At 66.1% G+C, this 17,395-nt stretch carries 17 protein-coding genes; 10 read left to right on the top strand and 7 right to left on the bottom strand.

The features are described from left to right. The 6 genes from V8Z74_RS02210 to V8Z74_RS02185 all read left to right on the top strand — a co-directional run bounded on the left by V8Z74_RS02210 (nucleotide 1) and on the right by V8Z74_RS02185 (nucleotide 8,129). On the top strand, nucleotides 1-1,698 hold the full coding sequence (locus V8Z74_RS02210) for a BcsE family c-di-GMP-binding protein (RefSeq protein ID WP_083526505.1): 1,698 nt from the start codon (nucleotides 1-3) through the stop codon (nucleotides 1,696-1,698). Nucleotides 1,699-1,707: 9 nt separating this feature from the next. Continuing rightward, the gene (locus V8Z74_RS02205) at nucleotides 1,708-1,881 is read left to right on the top strand and encodes a hypothetical protein (RefSeq protein ID WP_157081840.1); all 174 of its coding nucleotides are present in this window, start codon (nucleotides 1,708-1,710) and stop codon (nucleotides 1,879-1,881) included. 5 nt (nucleotides 1,882-1,886) lie between these two features. Continuing rightward, nucleotides 1,887-2,654: a cellulose biosynthesis protein BcsQ gene (bcsQ, locus tag V8Z74_RS02200; protein WP_349707689.1), complete on the top strand. Its 768-nt coding sequence runs from the start codon at nucleotides 1,887-1,889 to the stop codon at nucleotides 2,652-2,654. Next, nucleotides 2,651-5,236, top strand: a complete 2,586-nt coding sequence (gene bcsA / locus V8Z74_RS02195; RefSeq protein ID WP_349707687.1) for a UDP-forming cellulose synthase catalytic subunit — start codon at nucleotides 2,651-2,653, stop codon at nucleotides 5,234-5,236. The genes bcsQ and bcsA overlap by 4 nt, the downstream gene beginning before the upstream one ends. After that, a complete protein-coding gene (gene bcsG / locus V8Z74_RS02190) occupies nucleotides 5,233-6,819 on the top strand; it encodes a cellulose biosynthesis protein BcsG (protein WP_349707686.1) in 1,587 nt (528 codons plus the stop codon). Before bcsA ends, bcsG begins: the two co-directional genes overlap by 4 nt. An 89-nt stretch (nucleotides 6,820-6,908) precedes the next feature. Continuing rightward, complete coding sequence (locus tag V8Z74_RS02185; RefSeq protein ID WP_349707685.1) at nucleotides 6,909-8,129, top strand: multidrug effflux MFS transporter; 1,221 nt, start codon at nucleotides 6,909-6,911, stop codon at nucleotides 8,127-8,129. A 37-nt stretch (nucleotides 8,130-8,166) separates the two neighbouring features. Here V8Z74_RS02185 and V8Z74_RS02180 read toward each other — a convergent pair whose 3' ends face one another. Both V8Z74_RS02180 and V8Z74_RS02175 read right to left on the bottom strand, forming a co-directional pair. After that, complete coding sequence (locus V8Z74_RS02180; RefSeq protein ID WP_349707684.1) at nucleotides 8,167-8,373, bottom strand: hypothetical protein; 207 nt, start codon at nucleotides 8,371-8,373, stop codon at nucleotides 8,167-8,169. Next, on the bottom strand, nucleotides 8,373-10,481 hold the full coding sequence (locus V8Z74_RS02175; RefSeq protein WP_349707683.1) for a DEAD/DEAH box helicase: 2,109 nt from the start codon (nucleotides 10,479-10,481) through the stop codon (nucleotides 8,373-8,375). Before V8Z74_RS02175 ends, V8Z74_RS02180 begins: the two co-directional genes overlap by 1 nt. Here V8Z74_RS02175 and V8Z74_RS02170 point away from each other — a divergent pair. After that, nucleotides 10,480-10,608: a hypothetical protein gene (locus V8Z74_RS02170; RefSeq protein WP_349707681.1), complete on the top strand. Its 129-nt coding sequence runs from the start codon at nucleotides 10,480-10,482 to the stop codon at nucleotides 10,606-10,608. The genes V8Z74_RS02175 and V8Z74_RS02170 overlap by 2 nt on opposite strands. A gap of 168 nt (nucleotides 10,609-10,776) precedes the next feature. Here V8Z74_RS02170 and orn read toward each other — a convergent pair whose 3' ends face one another. Beyond that, nucleotides 10,777-11,412: an oligoribonuclease gene (orn, locus tag V8Z74_RS02165; RefSeq protein ID WP_349707680.1), complete on the bottom strand. Its 636-nt coding sequence runs from the start codon at nucleotides 11,410-11,412 to the stop codon at nucleotides 10,777-10,779. 30 nt (nucleotides 11,413-11,442) lie between these two features. Between orn and V8Z74_RS02160 the strand changes: the two genes are divergently transcribed. Genes V8Z74_RS02160 through rsgA form a run of 3 tightly spaced genes read left to right on the top strand, consistent with a single transcriptional unit; the run spans nucleotide 11,443 to nucleotide 14,074 of the window. After that, the gene (locus tag V8Z74_RS02160) at nucleotides 11,443-12,750 is read left to right on the top strand and encodes a M48 family metallopeptidase (protein ID WP_349707679.1); all 1,308 of its coding nucleotides are present in this window, start codon (nucleotides 11,443-11,445) and stop codon (nucleotides 12,748-12,750) included. Nucleotides 12,751-12,769: 19 nt separating this feature from the next. After that, complete coding sequence (locus V8Z74_RS02155) at nucleotides 12,770-13,105, top strand: 4a-hydroxytetrahydrobiopterin dehydratase (protein WP_349707677.1); 336 nt, start codon at nucleotides 12,770-12,772, stop codon at nucleotides 13,103-13,105. A gap of 12 nt (nucleotides 13,106-13,117) precedes the next feature. Further along, the gene (rsgA, locus tag V8Z74_RS02150) at nucleotides 13,118-14,074 is read left to right on the top strand and encodes a ribosome small subunit-dependent GTPase A (RefSeq protein WP_066472891.1); all 957 of its coding nucleotides are present in this window, start codon (nucleotides 13,118-13,120) and stop codon (nucleotides 14,072-14,074) included. Nucleotides 14,075-14,190: 116 nt separating this feature from the next. Here the strand turns inward: rsgA and V8Z74_RS02145 are convergent, their stop codons facing one another. The 4 genes from V8Z74_RS02145 to trmD form a co-directional block, all read right to left on the bottom strand. Beyond that, the gene (locus tag V8Z74_RS02145; RefSeq protein WP_349707675.1) at nucleotides 14,191-15,177 is read right to left on the bottom strand and encodes a CobD/CbiB family protein; all 987 of its coding nucleotides are present in this window, start codon (nucleotides 15,175-15,177) and stop codon (nucleotides 14,191-14,193) included. A 48-nt stretch (nucleotides 15,178-15,225) separates the two neighbouring features. After that, a complete protein-coding gene (locus V8Z74_RS02140; protein WP_066472897.1) occupies nucleotides 15,226-15,942 on the bottom strand; it encodes a CoA pyrophosphatase in 717 nt (238 codons plus the stop codon). A gap of 117 nt (nucleotides 15,943-16,059) precedes the next feature. Next, complete coding sequence (gene rplS, locus V8Z74_RS02135; protein WP_349707673.1) at nucleotides 16,060-16,452, bottom strand: 50S ribosomal protein L19; 393 nt, start codon at nucleotides 16,450-16,452, stop codon at nucleotides 16,060-16,062. Nucleotides 16,453-16,591: 139 nt separating this feature from the next. After that, nucleotides 16,592-17,371 (bottom strand): tRNA (guanosine(37)-N1)-methyltransferase TrmD, encoded by a 780-nt coding sequence (gene trmD, locus V8Z74_RS02130; RefSeq protein ID WP_066472903.1) that lies wholly within the window; start codon nucleotides 17,369-17,371, stop codon nucleotides 16,592-16,594. Between the last annotated feature and the right edge of the window lie 24 nt (nucleotides 17,372-17,395).

The raw sequence follows: 17,395 nt of genomic DNA, 5'->3' as shown, positions 1-17,395 counted from the left end.
ATGCAACAGATTACGGATCTTTCCAGCAATCGTGCAGCCCTACCACCCATGGGCCTGGGTATCGACGGCCTGCCGGACGGCATGGGACAGCTGCCGCACCATGGCGTGATTGCACTGGCGGGCCCACCCGGCCCGGCTTTCGAGAACTGGCGCCGGCACCTGGTCCAGGACCTGTGTCAGGCCTTTCCCACCATGCTGGTCGCTCCTGATGCGCCCCTGCTCGACCGCCTGCTGGGCACGCAGGCCGCCACAGCCGACCGGATCGAGGCCTGGATATTGCCCGAGGCCGCCCAGAGGCAATTGCAGGAAACCGGCTTTGCTGCCTTGCGCAAGGATCTCAAACGCGCGGGCCTGGGTGCACGGCAGGCGCTGTGCGTGCTCGATGCCTCCCCGCTGTTCACCGGCGCTTCCCTGGAGCGCATTCACCGCTTTGCCGGCCAGCTCCACCAGTGGGCCGCCCTGCGCAAGGCACCGGTGATACTGTGCTTCGAGGCTCCTGACGACGAAGTGCGGGGCATGCTGAGCAGCTTTGCCCATGCCTTTGCGTATTGCGCCTTTCTCGAGCAGGATGCCAATGGCCTTTCGCTGTATCTGGAGCGCTGGAACAGCGCGCATGGCGCAATCTTCGACACCCGGCTGGGCCTGCAGTGGCTGGCGGGAAAGGAACCCGCCCAGCGCATGCGCGCCAACGGCGTGGTCATGCAGGGCGCCGCAGCGCAGCTCGTCCATACGCCCGACGAGCTGGAAATCTACGCCACGCAGGCTGCTGTGGCAGATCAGCGCCAGCCGCCCGCGGCCTGGCACGTGATTGAAACCAGGGAGCTCATCCCCGAAGCCGTGCAACATGCCATCGGTGCCACGGTGCTGCTGGACGCCGGCAGCAGCGTCGAATTCGAGGCCCTGGCACGGCTGGTGCACCGGCTGCGGTGCACCCATCCGCAGACGCTCAAGATCGTCGTCAGGGAAACCCAAGGCAAGCTGCGCCTGAACAGCGAGCAGGCGCTGCTGCGCCTGGGCGCCAACGACGTCATCTACCGCGAACTCAATTTTTCCCGGCTGCTGCAGCGTCTCAAGGAACTGCAGTCCCAGCGTTTCTCGCGCCAGGTGCCAGAAAACTACGAGCAGGCCCTTCATGCCTTCATGCCGGTACCGGAGCTCGGCTACCAGCGGCCCGAGCTTTTCTGTGCGCTGACGCGGGGCATGCTGCGCAAGACCCAGGCCATCGGCCTGAGCCACAGCCTGATCCGGCTGCGGCTGCTCAGCCATGCCTCGCATGTCCAGGCAATCGCGGCGTATCGACCTTCGCGCGATGGCGACCTGATCACCGCGGACCAGGATTCCATCTACGTCTTCCTGTTCGCCTGCGGGGAATCGGACGTCGACACCGCCCTGCCGCGCCTTTTCCGCCAACCGCTGGCACAGCTGTTCAGTTCCCAGATCTCGGAAAGCAGCCATGAAGGAATGCTGCAGTTGCTGGATCGGCTTCAATCCGCCGCCGAAGCCGGGCTGCCCGACTACACGGCTGTGGCGGCACCGGTTTCCGCAGGCAAGGGGCAAACGTCCCTGCAGCCGCACGAGGCCGCCCGGCAGCCGGCGGCCCTGCCCCGCATCGCGCAGCCGGCTGCCACCGTTCCACACGCCCCCGCCATGAGCAGCCGTCCCATTGCCAGGCGGCCGGCACAGCCCCACGACGCCTAAGAACACGCCATGTCGTCCTATCTTTTCTTCACAGGTATCGCCGCAGGCATTGCCATCGCCGCAGCGCTGTGGCTGCTCGGGCGCGCCGAATCCGCCAGCAAGCTGCTGCGCCGATGGTATCGCCCCCGCTACCTTCAGCCCTATCCGCCGGCGCCGTCGGCGCGCCATACCGGCAAAGGCTAAGCCCCATGCAACGTCTCGTCTTTCTTTCCCCCCTCGGAGGAGCTGGCTGCACCACGCTGGCAGCCCACGTGGCGGCTCTGACTGCGCAGCGCGGCAGCGTCTGCCTGGCGCTGGACCTGAGCCCGGGCAACATGCTGGGCCGCCATCTGGGCTTGCCTTCCTGCGCAGCGCAAGGCTGGAGCCATGCGCTGCTGCACAACCAATGGTGGGGCCAGGCCGCCATGGCCAATTCCGCCGGGCTGCAATACCTGCCGCACGGCCGCCTCGATGATGAGGCTTGCAGCCGCCTGCAGGCGCACTGGCTGCGGCACCCCGGCTGGCTGGCTGAAAACCTCCAGGCCCTGGACCTGCCCTCCTCTGCCCTGGCGGTCATGGATGCGCCTTCGCCCTGCACACCCCTGGGCCGGCAGGCCTTGCAGGCAGCCGATCTGGCGGTTGTGGTGCTCGACGCCTCCGAGCGCGCCCTGCAGGCGCAGCCGGCCGTGCAGGCCCTGCAGCAATGCCTGGCGCCTGGGGCGCGGCTGCGGCTGGTCGTGAACCGCTATGCGCCGCGCCGCCCGTCCCAGCAGGCCGCGCTGGAGCGCCTGCGCCAGCAATGGGGCAATGCCCTGCTGCTGGATCTCATTCACGACGACGAGGCCATCTGCGAAGCCCTGTCGCAAGGCCTGTGCGTGCACCAGAGCATGCCCCAGGCACAGTCCGCCCACGACTTCCAGGGGCTGGCTTTCCGGTTGCTGTCAGACCTTGGCTTGCTGCCCCAGGATCCGCCATGAATCCTCTGCACTTCAGCGCCCTCTGGCTGGCCAATCAGCTGCACGTGGAGCAGCCTGCGCGGTGGTCCTCGTGGGCCAGGCGGCTGTTCGTGCTGCCCCGCCGCACACAGGCCTGGCTGCCCCTGACGGCCGCGCAGGTGCCCGATCCGCTGCGATGGCTGGCACGCCAGCTGCAGCTGGCCCCCGGTGCTTCGCCGCAGCAGTGGCTGCTGGCCCTGTTCCTGCGCCCCGATCCCTCGAGCCGCCAGGACGGCATGCGCCTGGAAAGCCTGCTGGCCGCGGTGCTGCAGCCCATGCTCCAGGCCCTGGCCTGGATGTGGGGCGGCGTGTGGCTGCTGCTGCGCCCGCTGCTGCTGCTCCTGTCCTGGCCCATACGCATGGCCATGCGCGGCGCCGAGCGCGTGGCAGCGCGCATCGATTCGGACGCCTTCGGCCGCCAGGCCGACACCCTGCTGCATCCGCTGTTCGCCATTCCGGGCATGCGCTGGGCCGTGCTGGGGGCAGGCGCCGCCGTCACGGCGGTGGTCATGACCACGCCGCTGAGCTGGGCCGGGCAGCTGCTGTTCCTGACCGTCATCTGGCTGCTGTCCCTGGTCCTGCGCAAGCTGCCCGGGCGCTTTCCGTCGCTGGCCCTGTCCACGCTGAGCCTGATGGCCATGGGACGCTATGCCTGGTGGCGCATGAACAATACGCTGCAGTTCGACAGCGCGCTGGAAGCGGCTCTCGGCTATGGCCTGCTGGCCGCCGAAGCCTACACCTGGCTGATCGTCATCCTGGGCTTCATACAGACGGCCTGGCCGCTGCAGCGCAAGCCCGCCCCGCTGTCCGGGCCGCCGTCGTCCTGGCCCACGGTGGACGTCTTCATTCCCACCTACAACGAACCCCTGAGCGTGGTCCGGCCCACGGTGCTGGCCGCCATGGCGCTGGACTGGCCCGAGGACAAGCTCAAGGTCTACATCCTGGACGACGGTCGCCGCGATGAATTCCGCGACTTCGCCAACCAACTGGGCGTGGGCTACATCTGCCGCACGGACAACCGGCATGCCAAGGCGGGCAATCTCAACCATGCCCTCGCGCAAACCGACGGAGAACTCGTCGCCATCTTCGACTGCGACCACATTCCCACGCGCAGCTTCCTCAAGACCGCCGGTGGCTGGTTCCAGCGCGATCCGCTGTGCGCCATGCTGCAGACCCCGCACCACTTCTTCTCGCCCGACCCTTTCGAACGCAACCTGGGCACTTTCCGGCGCATACCCAACGAAGGCGCGCTGTTCTACGGGCTGATCCAAGACGGCAACGACTTCTGGAATGCCACCTTCTTCTGCGGCTCCTGCGCGGTTCTGCGCCGAGGCCCGCTGATGGAAGTGGGCGGCATCGCCGTGGAAACCGTGACCGAAGACGCCCATACCGCGCTCAAGCTGCACGCCAAGGGCTACAACACCGCCTATATCAACGAAACCCAGGCCGCGGGACTGGCCACCGAGAGCCTGTCCGCCCATATCGGCCAGCGCATCCGCTGGGCGCGCGGCATGGCGCAGATCTTCCGCCTCGACAACCCCTTCCTCAAGGCCGGGCTGAGCCTGTGGCAGCGCATCTGCTACGCCAATGCCATGCTGCACTTCTTCTTCGGGCTGCCGCGGCTGGTGTTCCTCACGGCCCCCATGGCCTATCTGTTCTTCGAGCTGCACATCATCAACACCAATGCCCTGCTGCTGATGCTCTACGTGCTGCCGTACATACTGCAGACCAATATCGCCAATGCCCATGTGCAGGGGAAATTCCGCCATACGTTCTGGGCCGAGGTCTACGAGACCGTGCTGGCCTGGTACATCGCCCTGCCCACCACGGTGGCCCTGCTCTCGCCGCGCCACGGCAAGTTCAACGTCACCGCCAAGGGCGGGCTGGTCACGCACACCTATTTCGACTGGGCCATCTCCCGGCCCTACATGGTGCTGGTGCTGCTCAACATCGCGGCCTTCTTTGCCGGTGTCTGGCGCCTGGCATATGCCAACTCCGACGAGCCGCTGACCGTGCTGCTCAACATGGTCTGGACGGCCTACAGCATCTTCATGCTCGGCACGGCGCTGGGCGTGGCCACCGAGTCCAAGCAGGTGCGCCGCATGCACCGCGTGGCCTCCGACCTGCCGGCCACACTGTACCTGCCCACGGGCCACGTGCTGAGCGCCAGCTGTACCGATTTCTCGATGTCGGGCCTGGGCCTTCAGGCCCCCTCGGGGCTGGCCCTGGAGGCGGGCAGCAGCCTGGATGTGGGCCTGTGGTTCGAAGAGCGCGAATGCGTCTTTCCCGCGCGTGTCATTGCCTGCCATGCCAGCGGCGCCGTGGGCCTGGAATTCGGCACGCTGTCCAAGCCCCAGCAGATACAGCTGGTGCAATGCACGTTTGCCCGTCCTGCGGCATGGCGCGAGTGGAGCGACGAGCACGATACCGACAAGCCCATGCAGGGTCTGTACGAGCTGGGCGCACTGGGCCTGCACGGCTACCGGAAATTCTGGCATTCCTTGAATGCAGAGCTGCGCAATGCCCGGCAGTCCCTTTTTACGTCATTGAAGAGCATGCCATGAGCTACTGGAGTTTCTACTTTCTGGCCAAAGTCGGCCTGCATTACGCCGGGTATCTGGACCTGCACTGGCTCCCCAATCTGCTGCTGGCTGCCGTGGTGTTCTGGCCGGTGCAGACCCGGCTGTGGAAGAACCTGCGCCTGGCTGCAGCCGTGGCCGCCGGCATCGCCCTGCTGTACTACGACAGCCATTTCCCGCCTATCTCGCGGGTGCTGTCGCAGATCTCCGCCCTCTCCGGCTTCAGTGCCAGCTACATGCTGGAGCTTGTCCAGCGCGTCGTGCCGCTGCAGGCCTTGCTGGTCGCTCTTGTGCTGCTGGTGCTCTACAGCGTGCTGGCGCGGCGTATCCGGTTTGCCACCTTTGCCCTGCTGGCCATCCTCAGCGTACCGCTTGCCGCCCGACTGCAGCAAGGCCCGGCCAAGCCCGTGCTGGCCCAGGCCCGGGACAATGCCCAACCCGGCGACATGGCTGCAGCGCCTGCCACGCCAGACGCCCTGCTCAGCAACTTCTACGCCAGCGAACACCAGCGGCGGCTGAACTTCGCCGCGGCAGGAAATACGCCTCCCTTCGACATCGTCCTGCTGCATGTGTGCTCGCTGGCATGGGACGACATGGAATTCGAAGGTCTGCGCGACACGCCGCTGCTGCAGCGCTTCGACGCCGTATTCACCCAGTTCAACAGCGCGGCCAGCTACAGCGGGCCGGCCCAGCTGCGCGTGCTGCACGGCAGCTGCGGCCAGATGCCGCACAAGGCGCTCTACGAAGGCACCGATGCTGCCTGCAACGTGTTTCCCAGCCTGGAGCAGGCCGGCTACCATACCAGCGCCCTGCTCAACCACAACGGCGTATTCGACGGCTTTGCGCAGTCGCTGCAGGAGCGCGGCGGCTTCGCGGGCAAGATGGAGAAGAACCAGGGTGCGCCCGAAGCCATGCAAAGCTTCGACGGATCTCCCGTCTACAGCGACCTCGCCCTGCTGTCGCAGTGGTGGAAGGACCGCCAAAGCCGCGGCACCGAGCCCGTGGCCCTGTACTACAACACCATCACGCTGCACGACGGCAACCGTGTTCCGGGCATCGCCTCGCGCAACAGCCTGCAGACCTACAAGCCCCGTCTGACACAGCTGCTGTCCGATTTTGACCGCTTCATCAGCCTCCTGGAGGCGAGCGGACGTCCGGTGCTGCTGATGCTGGTACCCGAGCATGGAGCCTCCCTGCGCGGCGACAAGATGCAGATTTCGGGCATGCGCGAGATTCCCGGTCCCCGGGTGACGCTGGTTCCCACGGCCATCAAGCTGATCGGCATGCCCCGTGCCGCATCCAATGGCGGCGAAGCAGGGCCTTCCTCTCCGGCCAGCCCGCTCATCGTCAGCAAGCCCACGAGCTATTTCGACCTCTTCACCCTGGTCAACAGCCTGATGCAGGACAGCCCCTATCGGCCCGGAGCCCAGCCGCTGGCCGAACGCGTCACCCAGCTTCAGGGAACACGCTTTGTCGCCGAGAACGCCGACGTGGTCGTCATGCGCGACGAACAGGGGCAATATCTGCTCAAGTCCGGCAGCGATGCCTGGATCCCGTACGCCAACTGACAGGCCACGCCGGCACCCGCAGCAGAAAGCGCCGGACTATGGCATGCTCGGGTGCCTCCGGCATGGTGCCGGTATTCGATTTGCTTCCTATGCACCATCTATGGCAAGGCCCGCGCTGGACGCTGGCAGTCCTGCTGGCCATTCTCGGCATGCTGGGCCCCTTCTCGGTCGACACCTACATTCCCGCCTTCTCGGGCATCGCCAGGGCACTGAATGCCACGCCGCTGGAGATGCAGCAGACGCTGTCGGCCTATCTGTTCGGCTTTGCCTTCATGAACCTGTTCCACGGCGCGCTGGCCGACAGTTTCGGCCGCCGTCCGGTGATCCTGTGGGGCCTGGTGGCGTTCACGCTGGCCTCGGCGGGCTGCGCGCTGTCGCAGAACATCACGCAGCTGGTGCTGTTCCGCGCCATCCAGGGCCTGTCCACCGGCGCCGGCATCGTGGTCTCGCGCGCCATCGTGCGCGACATCTTTCCGCCGTCGCAGGCCCAGAGCGTGATGGCGCAGATCACCATCTTCTTTGGCGTGGCGCCGGCGCTGGCCCCGGTCATCGGCGGCTGGCTGTTCATCCACCTGAGCTGGCAATCGGTGTTCTGGTTCCTCACGGCCGTCGGCGTGGCGCTGTGGCTCATCAACGTGCGCTTCCTGCCTGAATCCCTGCCCCTGGAAAAGCGCCAGCCCTTCCACCTCAAGCCGCTGATGAGCGGCTACTGGGTGCTGTGCACCGACCCGCGCTTTCTGCTGCTGGCCCTGGCCAGCGGCGTGCCGTTCAACGGCATGTTCCTGTACCTGCTCTCGGCGCCGGCCTTCCTCGGCGACATCCTGCATCTGGAGCCCGGCCAGTTCTTCTGGTTCTTCATCGCCTCGATCGGCGGCATCATGTCCGGCAGCTGGACCAGCGGGCGCCTGGCAGGCCGCATTGCGCCCAAGCGCCAGATCCGCCACGGTTTTCTCATCATGTGCCTGACGTCCATCGTCAACCTGGCCGCCAACCTGGTCTGGCCGGCCCATGTGGGCTGGGCGCTGATCCCCATCAGCCTGTTCTCCTATGGATGGGCGCTGATGGTGCCCGTGGTCACGCTGCTGGTGCTGGACATCCACCCCGAGCGCCGCGGCATGGCCTCGTCGCTGCAGGCCGTGGTCGGCTCCGTGGCCAACGGCTTTGTGGCCGGCGTGATCGCACCGCTGGTCATGCACTCCGCCGTGCTGCTGGCCGCCGGCTCCATCAGCATGATGCTGATCGGCCTGGTGGCCTGGATCTACCTGCATCACCGCTGGCCCGAGATCGGCCGCCATACATCCGCCAGCTGAGCCGCGTATCAAAAAAGGAAGCTGATAGCGCCTGCCCTCACTGGATTTCAAGGCGAATTGACTTGGAAACCATGGTGCAGAAGGCGACAGAAGCTTCTTTTTCCATAGCATCACCCAGGGCTTTCATTGCCTGGGCCCGCGCAGGCCGGGCCATGCAGGCATATAAGCGCCATGAAAAAAGCCGGTCTTCAGACCGGCTTTTTTCATGCAGCGTGCGCCAGCACAGGCTGGCGCCAGCGTCCATCAACGCTCGTCGCGGCGCGGGGCGCGGGGACGGCGCTCGAAGCCACGGTCGCCGCCGCGCTCGCCACGTTCGCCGTGGGGCTGGTAAGGCTTGGCGGCCGTCTTGCCGAATGCCGGGCGACGTTCGCCGCCGCCGAAGCCGCGTGCTTCGCCACCACGGAAACCGCCTTCGCGAGGGGCACCGTGCGCAGCGCCGCCGTCGCGGCCGCCGAAGCTCTTGCGACCGAAGTCGCCGCCTTCGCGATGGCCCTCGCTGCGGCGCTGGCCGCCGAAACCACCACGGTCGCCGCCAAAGCCGCCGCGATCGCCACGCGGCTCGCCGGAGCGCTCGAAGCCACGGTCGAAACCGCGATCCCCGCGCTGCTCGAAGCTGCGCTCCTGGCGCTCGCCGCCGAAGCTGGGGCGGCCGCCGAAGCTGCCGCGCTCGGCACCCCGATCGCCGCCGAAACCGCCACGCGGAGCGCCGAAGCCGCCGCGGTCATTGTTGAAACGGTCGCCGCCGCCGAAACCGCCGCGATCGCCACCGCGGACGTTGCCCCGGCCACCGCCAAAGCTGCCGAAGCCGGACTTGCGGCCATAGCCTTCGCTGTCGCGGCGGGCGCCGAAGCCGCCCCGGCCTTCACCACGGCCGCGGCCGCCACGCTCGCCGTCGCGCGAGCTGGGGAAGCGCTGGGTGGGTTCCAGGCCCGGAATCACTTCGGCCTTGAACTGCTGGCGCGTATAGCCTTCGATGTCGAACACGCGGCGGCGGTCGCGGAACTCGGCGAACGTCACGGCAATGCCTTCGCGGCCGGCACGGCCGGTGCGGCCGATGCGGTGGGTATAGTCCTCGGCCTTCATGGGCAGGCCGTAGTTGAAGACGTGGGTGATGGTGGGCACGTCGATGCCGCGTGCCGCCACGTCGGTGGCCACCAGCACCTGCACCTGGCCGTTGCGCAGCGCCATCAGGCGGCGGTTGCGCAGGCCCTGGCTCAGCGCGCCGTGCAGCGCCACGGCCGAGAAGCCGTCCTGCTGCAGGTCGTTGGCCAGGCCGTCGCACTCCACCTGGGTGGAAGCGAACACGATGGCCTGGTTGATGTTGGTGTCGCGCAGCCAGTGGTCCAGCATCTTGCGCTTGTGCTGGGAGTTGTCGGCCCAGAACAGCACCTGCTTGATGTTCTCGTGTTTTTGCTGGGCGGTCGCGATCGTGATCTTCTGCACGTTGGCGCCGTTGTCATGCATCACGCGCATGGCCAGCTGCTGGATGCGCGGCGCGAACGTGGCGCTGAACATCATGGTCTGCTTGCGCTGGCTGGTCAGCTGGTTGACTTCGGCCAGGTCGTCGGCAAAGCCCAGGTCCAGCATGCGGTCGGCTTCGTCGACCACCAGGAACTGCACCTGGTCGAGCTTGATCTGCAGCGAGCGCTGCAGGTCCAGCAGGCGGCCGGGCGTGGCCACCACGAGGTTGGCGTTCTGCAGCTTGGCGATCTGCAGCTGGTAGGGCATGCCGCCCACGATGTTGGCGATGCGGATGCCGCGGCAGTGCTTGACCAGCTCGATGGCGTCATGGGCCACCTGCTGTGCCAGCTCGCGCGTGGGGCACAGGATCAGGGCGCCGGGCACGGCGGCCTTGAAGTTGCGCGGGTTGGTCGGGTCCTTGCGCTTGTTGCGCTTGGGCTGCGGCTGGCCGCTGGCGGCGGCTTCGGCGCACTGGCGCTCGTATTCGGCGCGGGCCTTGGCGTCTTCCTCGGCCTTCTGGCCGATCAGCGTGTGCAGCACGGGCAGCAGGAAGGCGGCGGTCTTGCCCGAGCCGGTCTGGCTGGACACCATCAGGTCCACGAACGGCTGCTCGCCGCCGCTGTTCATGGCCAGGGGAATGGCCTGCTCCTGCACGCCGGTAGGCTTGGTGTAGCCCAGGTCGGCCACGGCCTGCACCAGCTCGGGCGCCAAGCCCAGTTCGGCGAAGGCGTTCGGCTCGGCGGCCTGCTCTTGTTCAGCGGTCGGCTCGGCACCGGTTCCTTCGGCGTCGGCGGCTGCCAGCATGGCGTCCAGGCGGGATTCCACTTCGGGGGAGGACAAGGACATATCGGCAGCGGCCACGAGGCCCTGCTCCAGGGATTTTTCTGTCATGAAAAAGCTCACGAAAAAAGCGGCGCAGCCAGCGATCTGCCCACTTTTTTTGACGGTTGGTTATCAACATCCACCGTCAGACTTTGACTGCCCGTTCGCAAAAGGGGCAGATGGGCGTATGGCTTGACGTGTCGGCCGGTGTTGAGCCGTTGCACGCAAGAAGGAAGAGCCCGGTGTGTGATGGAGATGCGCAAAATTACCCATGGATCGGGTAAGCAGTGCATTGTCGCATGCTCCGGGTTTTCCCGCAAGTCCTGCGGCTATCGGGCAGCTGCCCGCCCCTGCCCCGTTCCATTCAGACGTTCAGCAATTCCTTGCGGTAGTGCTGCAGCTCGTCGATCGACTCATGCACATCGGCCAGGGCCGTATGGCGCTGGGCCTTCTTGAACGAGCTGTAGGCCGCGGGCTTCCAGCGCTTGGCCAGTTCCTTGAGCGTGCTCACGTCGATATTGCGGTAATGGAAGAAGCTGTTGAGCCTGGGCATGTAGCGCTCCATGAAGCGCCGGTCCTGCGCAATGCTGTTGCCGCACAGCGGCGCCTTGCCCTTGGGCACGTACCTGGAAAGAAAGGCGATGAGCTCGGCCTCGGCCTGGGCCTCGGTGACGGTGGAGGCCTTGACGCGCTCGATCAGCCCGCTCCTGCCGTGCGTGCCCTTGTTCCAGGCATCCATGCCGTTGAGCAGTTCGTCCGGCTGATGGATGGCGAAGACCGGTCCTTCGATGCGGATCAGCAGATCGGGGCTGCTCACCACCACCGCGATTTCGATGATCCGGTCGTGGTCGGGCTGCAGGCCCGTCATCTCGCAGTCCAGCCAGACCAGGTTGAGGTCGGATTTGACGAGGGTGGCTGCGGCAGCGGCCGGTGCGGCGGGTGTGGCTGCCGCCACGGTTTCGGACACGGTTTGGAGGCGGTTGCTAGGGGCTTCAGACATGGTGCAAATTGTCGCCTACACTGCAGCCACATGGCTTCCACCCCTGCTTTTCCCCCCTCGCTGGCGCTGTCGCTGGTGTTTGCCGCCGCCGTGCTGCTGCAATGGCTGCTGCGTGTCTGGCTGGTTTCGCGCCAGGTGCGGCATGTGGCCGGGCACCGCGCCAGCGTGCCTGCCGTATTCGCCCGCCGCATCAGCCTGGCGGCCCACCAGAAGGCGGCCGACTACACGCTGGCCAAGGCCAGGGTCTCGCTGATCGACATGACGCTGTCCACGGCCGTTTTGCTGTGCTGGACGCTGCTGGGCGGCCTGGACGCCCTCAATCTCTGGCTGTACGAGCGGCTGGGTGCCGGCATGGTGCAGCAGCTGGCCCTGCTGGGCGGCTTTGCGCTGATCTCGGGCCTGATCGAGCTGCCGCTGTCGCTGTACCAGACCTTTGTGCTGGAGCAGCGCTACGGCTTCAACCAGATGACGCTCCGGCTCTGGCTGGGCGACCTGCTCAAGTCCACGCTGCTGGGCGCGGCCATCGGCTTGCCGATTGCCGCGCTGATCCTGTGGCTCATGGGCAGCACGGGCGGCCTCTGGTGGCTGTGGGCCTGGGCCAGCTGGACGGTTTTCAACCTATTGCTGATGTGGATCTTCCCGAGCTTCATCGCGCCGATGTTCAACAAGTTCGAGCCGCTGGCCGACGAGAGCCTCAAGTCCCGGGTTTCCGGCTTGATGCAGCGCTGCGGCTTCGCCGCCAAGGGCCTGTTCGTGATGGACGGCAGCCGCCGCTCGGCCCATGCCAATGCCTATTTCACGGGTTTCGGCCACTCCAAGCGGGTGGTTTTCTTCGACACCCTGCTCAGGCAGCTCAGCCCCGAGGAGGTCGAGGCCGTGCTGGCCCACGAGCTCGGCCACTTCAAGCACAGGCACATCGCGCGGCGCATGGCGCTGATGTTCGGCATCTCGCTGCTGGGCTTTGCGCTGCTGGGCTGGCTTTCGCAGCAGCTGTGGTTCTACGCCGGACTTGGCGTGGCGCCCATGCTGAACGAAGCCCTGCGCGTGTCGGCTGACAACAACGCCGCGGCCCTGCTGCTGTTCATGCTGGCCGTGCCGGTCTTCAGCTTCTTCGTCACGCCGCTGATGTCGGCCCTGTCGCGCCGCGACGAATTCCAGGCCGATGCCTATGCCATGCAGCAGGCCGATGGCGCCCACCTGGCTTCCGCCCTGCTCAAGCTTTACGAGGACAATGCGTCCACGCTCACGCCCGACCCCTTGTACGTGAGCTTTTACTATTCCCACCCCCCGGCCGTGGACCGGCTGGCGCGCATGCCCGCGCCCGCCGGCAGCCTGTAAACCTACCGACGATTCCATCATGAGCACCCTGCAACAGAAAGACTGGTCCCGGCAAAAGCGCAGCGCGCTGAGCGCCCCACAGGTACGCGAGCAACTGGCCGCGCTTCCCGGCTGGGAGCTGGCCGGCGAAGGAGGCCAGGGGGCCATTGCCAAGACCTTCGGCTTTGCCAACTTCTACGAAACCATGGCTTTCGTGAACGCCCTGGCCCTGGTCGCCCACCAGCAGGACCACCACCCCGACCTGGAAGTGAGTTATGGCCGCTGCACCGTGCGCCTGAACACCCATGATGTCGGCGGCATTTCCGAGACCGACATCGACTGCGCGCGCCGCATCAACGCCCTGCTGGCCGCATGAGAATGGTGAAGCATGGCTGAACGCGCGCAACTGCAGGAAGGGCTGGTCGTCTCCAGCCATGGCCGCCACTATGTGGTGGAAGCCGCCAGCGGCGCGCGCCACATGTGCCACCCGCGCGGCAAGAAAGGCCAGGCCGTGGTCGGCGACCGGGTGCAATGGCTGCTGCCGCCGGCCGGCCAGGGCGAGGAAGGCAGCATCGAGAAGGTCCTGCCGCGCAAGAACCTGTTCTACCGCCAGGACGAGATACGCACCAAGAGCTTTGCCGCCAATATCGACCAGGTGCTGATCCTGATCGCGGCCGAGCCCGTGTTCTCCGAAAGCCAGCTGGCACGCGCGCTGATCGCTGCCGAGGCCGCGCATATCCGCCCCATCATCGCCCTGAACAAGCGCGACCTGACGGATGCCTTTGCCGCTGCCTGGCAGCGCCTGGCGCCCTACCGCCAGATGCGCCATGGCCAGGACGAGCCGCACTACGAGGTACTGCAGCTGTCGCTGACCACGGAAGGCGAGTCCGACAAGGCCCTGCTCATGCAGCATCTGCGCGGCAAAAGCACGCTGGTGCTGGGTCCCTCGGGCTCGGGCAAGAGCACGCTGATCAATCTGCTGATTCCCGGCACCAATGCCGCAACCGGAGAGATCTCGCAGGCGCTGAACTCGGGCAAGCACACCACTACGACCACTACCTGGTACTGGATGGATGCAGCGCACGAAACGGCACTGATCGACTCGCCGGGCTTTCAGGAATTCGGCCTGCGCCACCTGCAGCCCACCGACCTGGCCCGCTGCATGCCCGATATCGGCGCCCTGGCCGACCAGTGCAAGTTCTACAACTGCACCCATCTGCACGAACCCGGCTGCGCCGTGATGGCACAGGTCGAGGCAGAAGGCAGCCCCCATGCCATCAGCGCCAGCCGCTATCGCATCTATGGCGACCTGTTCGAGGAACTGAGCCAGGAAACCCGCTACTGAGTCCCGGCATGGGACCATGAAAAAAGCCCTGCATGCAGGGCTTTTTTACAATCTTTTCAAGCTCAAACGCTGGCACAACAAGCGCTTATAGCTATCAAATAAGAAGCATCCGAAGATCAACCGAGCAGCCGTGCCATCGTCAGCAGGGCCAGCAGCAGCAGCCATACCACCACCGAGCGCCAGACCAGGCCCACGACGCTGCGCAGATGCGCAAGCTCGGGTTCGCGGCCCGGGGTGACATCGCTGCCGGCATCCCAATGGACGTCCTCGCCCTCCTCGGTGTAGCCCGCATCGCGGCGGCGCAGGGCTTCGCCGCCCAGGCGCACATTGATGGCGCCGGCCGTGGCAGCCAGGATCACGCCGTCGTTGTCGTTGGGAAACCGCTGGGCATACAGGCGCCAGTTGTCGATGGCCTCCTCGAAGCTGCCGACCATGGCGAACGACAGGGCCGTCAGCCGCGCCGGCAGCCAGTCGATCACGTACCAGGCCTTGCGCGCGGCCTCCTGCAGGCGCTCGCTCACCGGAGGCCGGCTGCCTTCGACGCCTTTGCGGGACCAGGCACGCGACAGGTATTCGCCCATGCGGTACAGCACGGCTCCCAGGGGACCCAGGCCGGCGGCCGAGAGCACGGAGAACCAGAACAGCACGCCGAACACATGGCGGTGGGCGGCCAGCACCGAGTATTCGATCACATGGCGCACCACCTCGCTGCGCGGCACTTCGCTGGCATCGACCTGCTGCCATTCGGCCAGCGTCTGGCGTGCGGCGTATTCGTCGCCGGCGTCCAGGGCATCGCGGATCCGGGTGAAGTGGTGGCTGAACTGGCGAAAGCCCAGCGTGACATAGAGCACGGCCACGTTCCAGACCATGGCCAGCGGCCAGCCCGCAAGGCGCAGCAGTGCCCAGTACACGCAGACGACCAGCACGCAGGGCAGCAAAATGGCCATGGACCAGGCAAGCCAGCCATGCAGGGGCTTGCCGGCATCGAAATTGCGGCGCACGGTCACGGTCCAGGCCTTGTAGCCGGCATGCACCAGATTGGTCCGGGCCAGCGGGCGCGCCTGCTCGATCAGCAAGGCGATCAGGATGGCAAAAAAGCTCATTGCTTCATCATAGCGGCCGCATGTGAATGCCTGTTACAGCTTTGCGTTTCAAGCCGCCAAAAAACGGTAGAGATTGCGCAGCATACCCGCCGTGGCCCCCCAGATGTAGCGCTGCTGCCCGCCATCCTGGTACGGCATGGCAAACCATTCACGCTCCACGCCCTGCCACAGCATGGCGTGGCGCTCATGGTGGGCGGGATCGAGCAGGAAGGACAGCGGTACCTCGAACAGATCCTCCACCTCGCCGGGGTTGGGAAAGTAGCTGGACTGCGGATGGACCAGCCCCACGACCGGCGTGACGACGAAGGACGACCCCGTCACATAGACGGGCAGGCGGCCCAGCACCTCCACATTGCGCGGCTCCAGGCCGATCTCCTCCTGCGCCTCGCGCAGCGCCGTGGCCTCTGCCGATACGTCCTGCGGATCGCGCTTGCCGCCGGGAAAGGCCACCTGTCCCGAATGCGAGGACAGATGGGACGCTCGCACGGTCAGCAGCACCGTGGGCTGCTCGCGCAGCACAATGGGCACCAGCACGGCCGCATCCGACGGCGGCCTGTGGATCCAGCGCTTTTCCAGCATGGCCTCCGGTTGCCATTGCGGCGGCTTGGCAAAGCGCTCGCGCAGGGCCCGGGGCGTCTGGGCCTGCAGGGGGACGGCAGGCAGATGGCCGTCCACGCCGATCAGCGGCGCCAGGCGCGGATCGGCAATGCCCACGGGCCGCGCCGGTTCGGCAGCCGCAGGGGAAGGGTGATGAGGTGTGAGCATGCAGCAACCACGAAGCTGCAGGCCACCGGCCTGCAAGATACTGTTACGAAGCAGGCATAAAAAAAGCCGCCACAGCAAACTGTAGCGGCTTTTCCGGAAAGGTTCCGGTCGCGCGGATTACTCGGCTGCAGCAGCAACTGCAGTCTTGTTAACGCGCTGGGGCAGCTTTTCCTTGATGCGAGCCGACTTGCCGCTGCGCTCACGCAGGTAGTACAGCTTGGCACGGCGCACATCACCGCGGCGCTTGACTTCGATCTTGGCGATCAGGGGCGAATAGGTCTGGAACGTACGTTCCACGCCTTCACCGCTGGAAATCTTGCGCACGGTAAAACCGCTGTTCAGGCCGCGATTACGCTTGGCAATCACCACGCCTTCGTAAGCCTGCACGCGCTTACGGTTGCCTTCCACCACGTTCACGCTCACGATGACGGTGTCACCAGGGGCGAACTCGGGGATGGTCTTGTTCAGGCGAGCGATTTCTTCTTGCTCGAGGGTCTGGATCAGGTTCATGGTTTAGTCCACCTTGATCTTGTCCGCGCCACAATTGGCAAGCACCGGGATTGGTGCCATGGCTGCATTGAAGGCTGGACGCACAAGCGCCAGCCAAGGATATCTGCAGCGGCCGGATAGAGGATCAAAGAACCTGCGATTATAGCTTGCCTGCGTTTTTTGCCAAAAACCCTTCGTCCCGGGCATCGAGCAGCCCGTTTTCGCGGGCCTGCGCGATCAGCTCCGGCCTGTGCGCTGCGGTGATGCGCAGGCGCTGGTCGCGACGCCAGCGCTCGATATGGGCATGGTGGCCGCTGAGCAGCTCGGCCGGCACTTCCTGGCCGTTCCAGACCTCGGGGCGCGTGTAGTGCGGGCAATCCAGCAGGCCGTCCAGCGCGGGATTGAAGCTGTCCTGCTGGAAACTGCCCTCGTCGTTGAGCACGCCAGGCTGCAGGCGGGCCAGCGCATCGAGCATGACCATGGCCGCCAGCTCGCCGCCCGAGAGCACGAAGTCGCCCAGGCTCAGTTGGTGAGTGACATAGGTATCGATAAAGCGCTGGTCTATCCCTTCGTAGCGGCCGCACAGCAGCACGGCGCCACGGCTTTGCGCCCACCGGGCCACCACGTCATGCTTGAGCGTGGTGCCTATGGGCGAGAACAGGACCAGGGGCGCAGGCTCGGCCGCCTCGGACGCATCGGCTGCCTCACGCGCCGCGCGGATACCGGCCAGGCACTGCTGTAGCGGCTCGGCCATCATGACCATGCCCGGGCCACCGCCGAACGGGCGGTCGTCCACGCGGCGGTAATTGCCCTGGGCATGGTCGCGCGGATTCCACAGATGCACGGCCACCTGGCCCGAGCTGTAGGCGCGCCGCGTCACCCCGCTTTCCAGGAACGGAGCGAACAGCTCGGGAAACAGTGTGATGATGTCAAAGCGCATGATGGGAATCCGCAAGCAGCTGCC

It is taken from the genome of Comamonas sp. w2-DMI (assembly GCF_040187735.1).
Lineage (GTDB): Bacteria > Pseudomonadota > Gammaproteobacteria > Burkholderiales > Burkholderiaceae_C > Comamonas > Comamonas terrae.
This window is presented reverse-complemented; position numbering and strand designations above follow the sequence as displayed.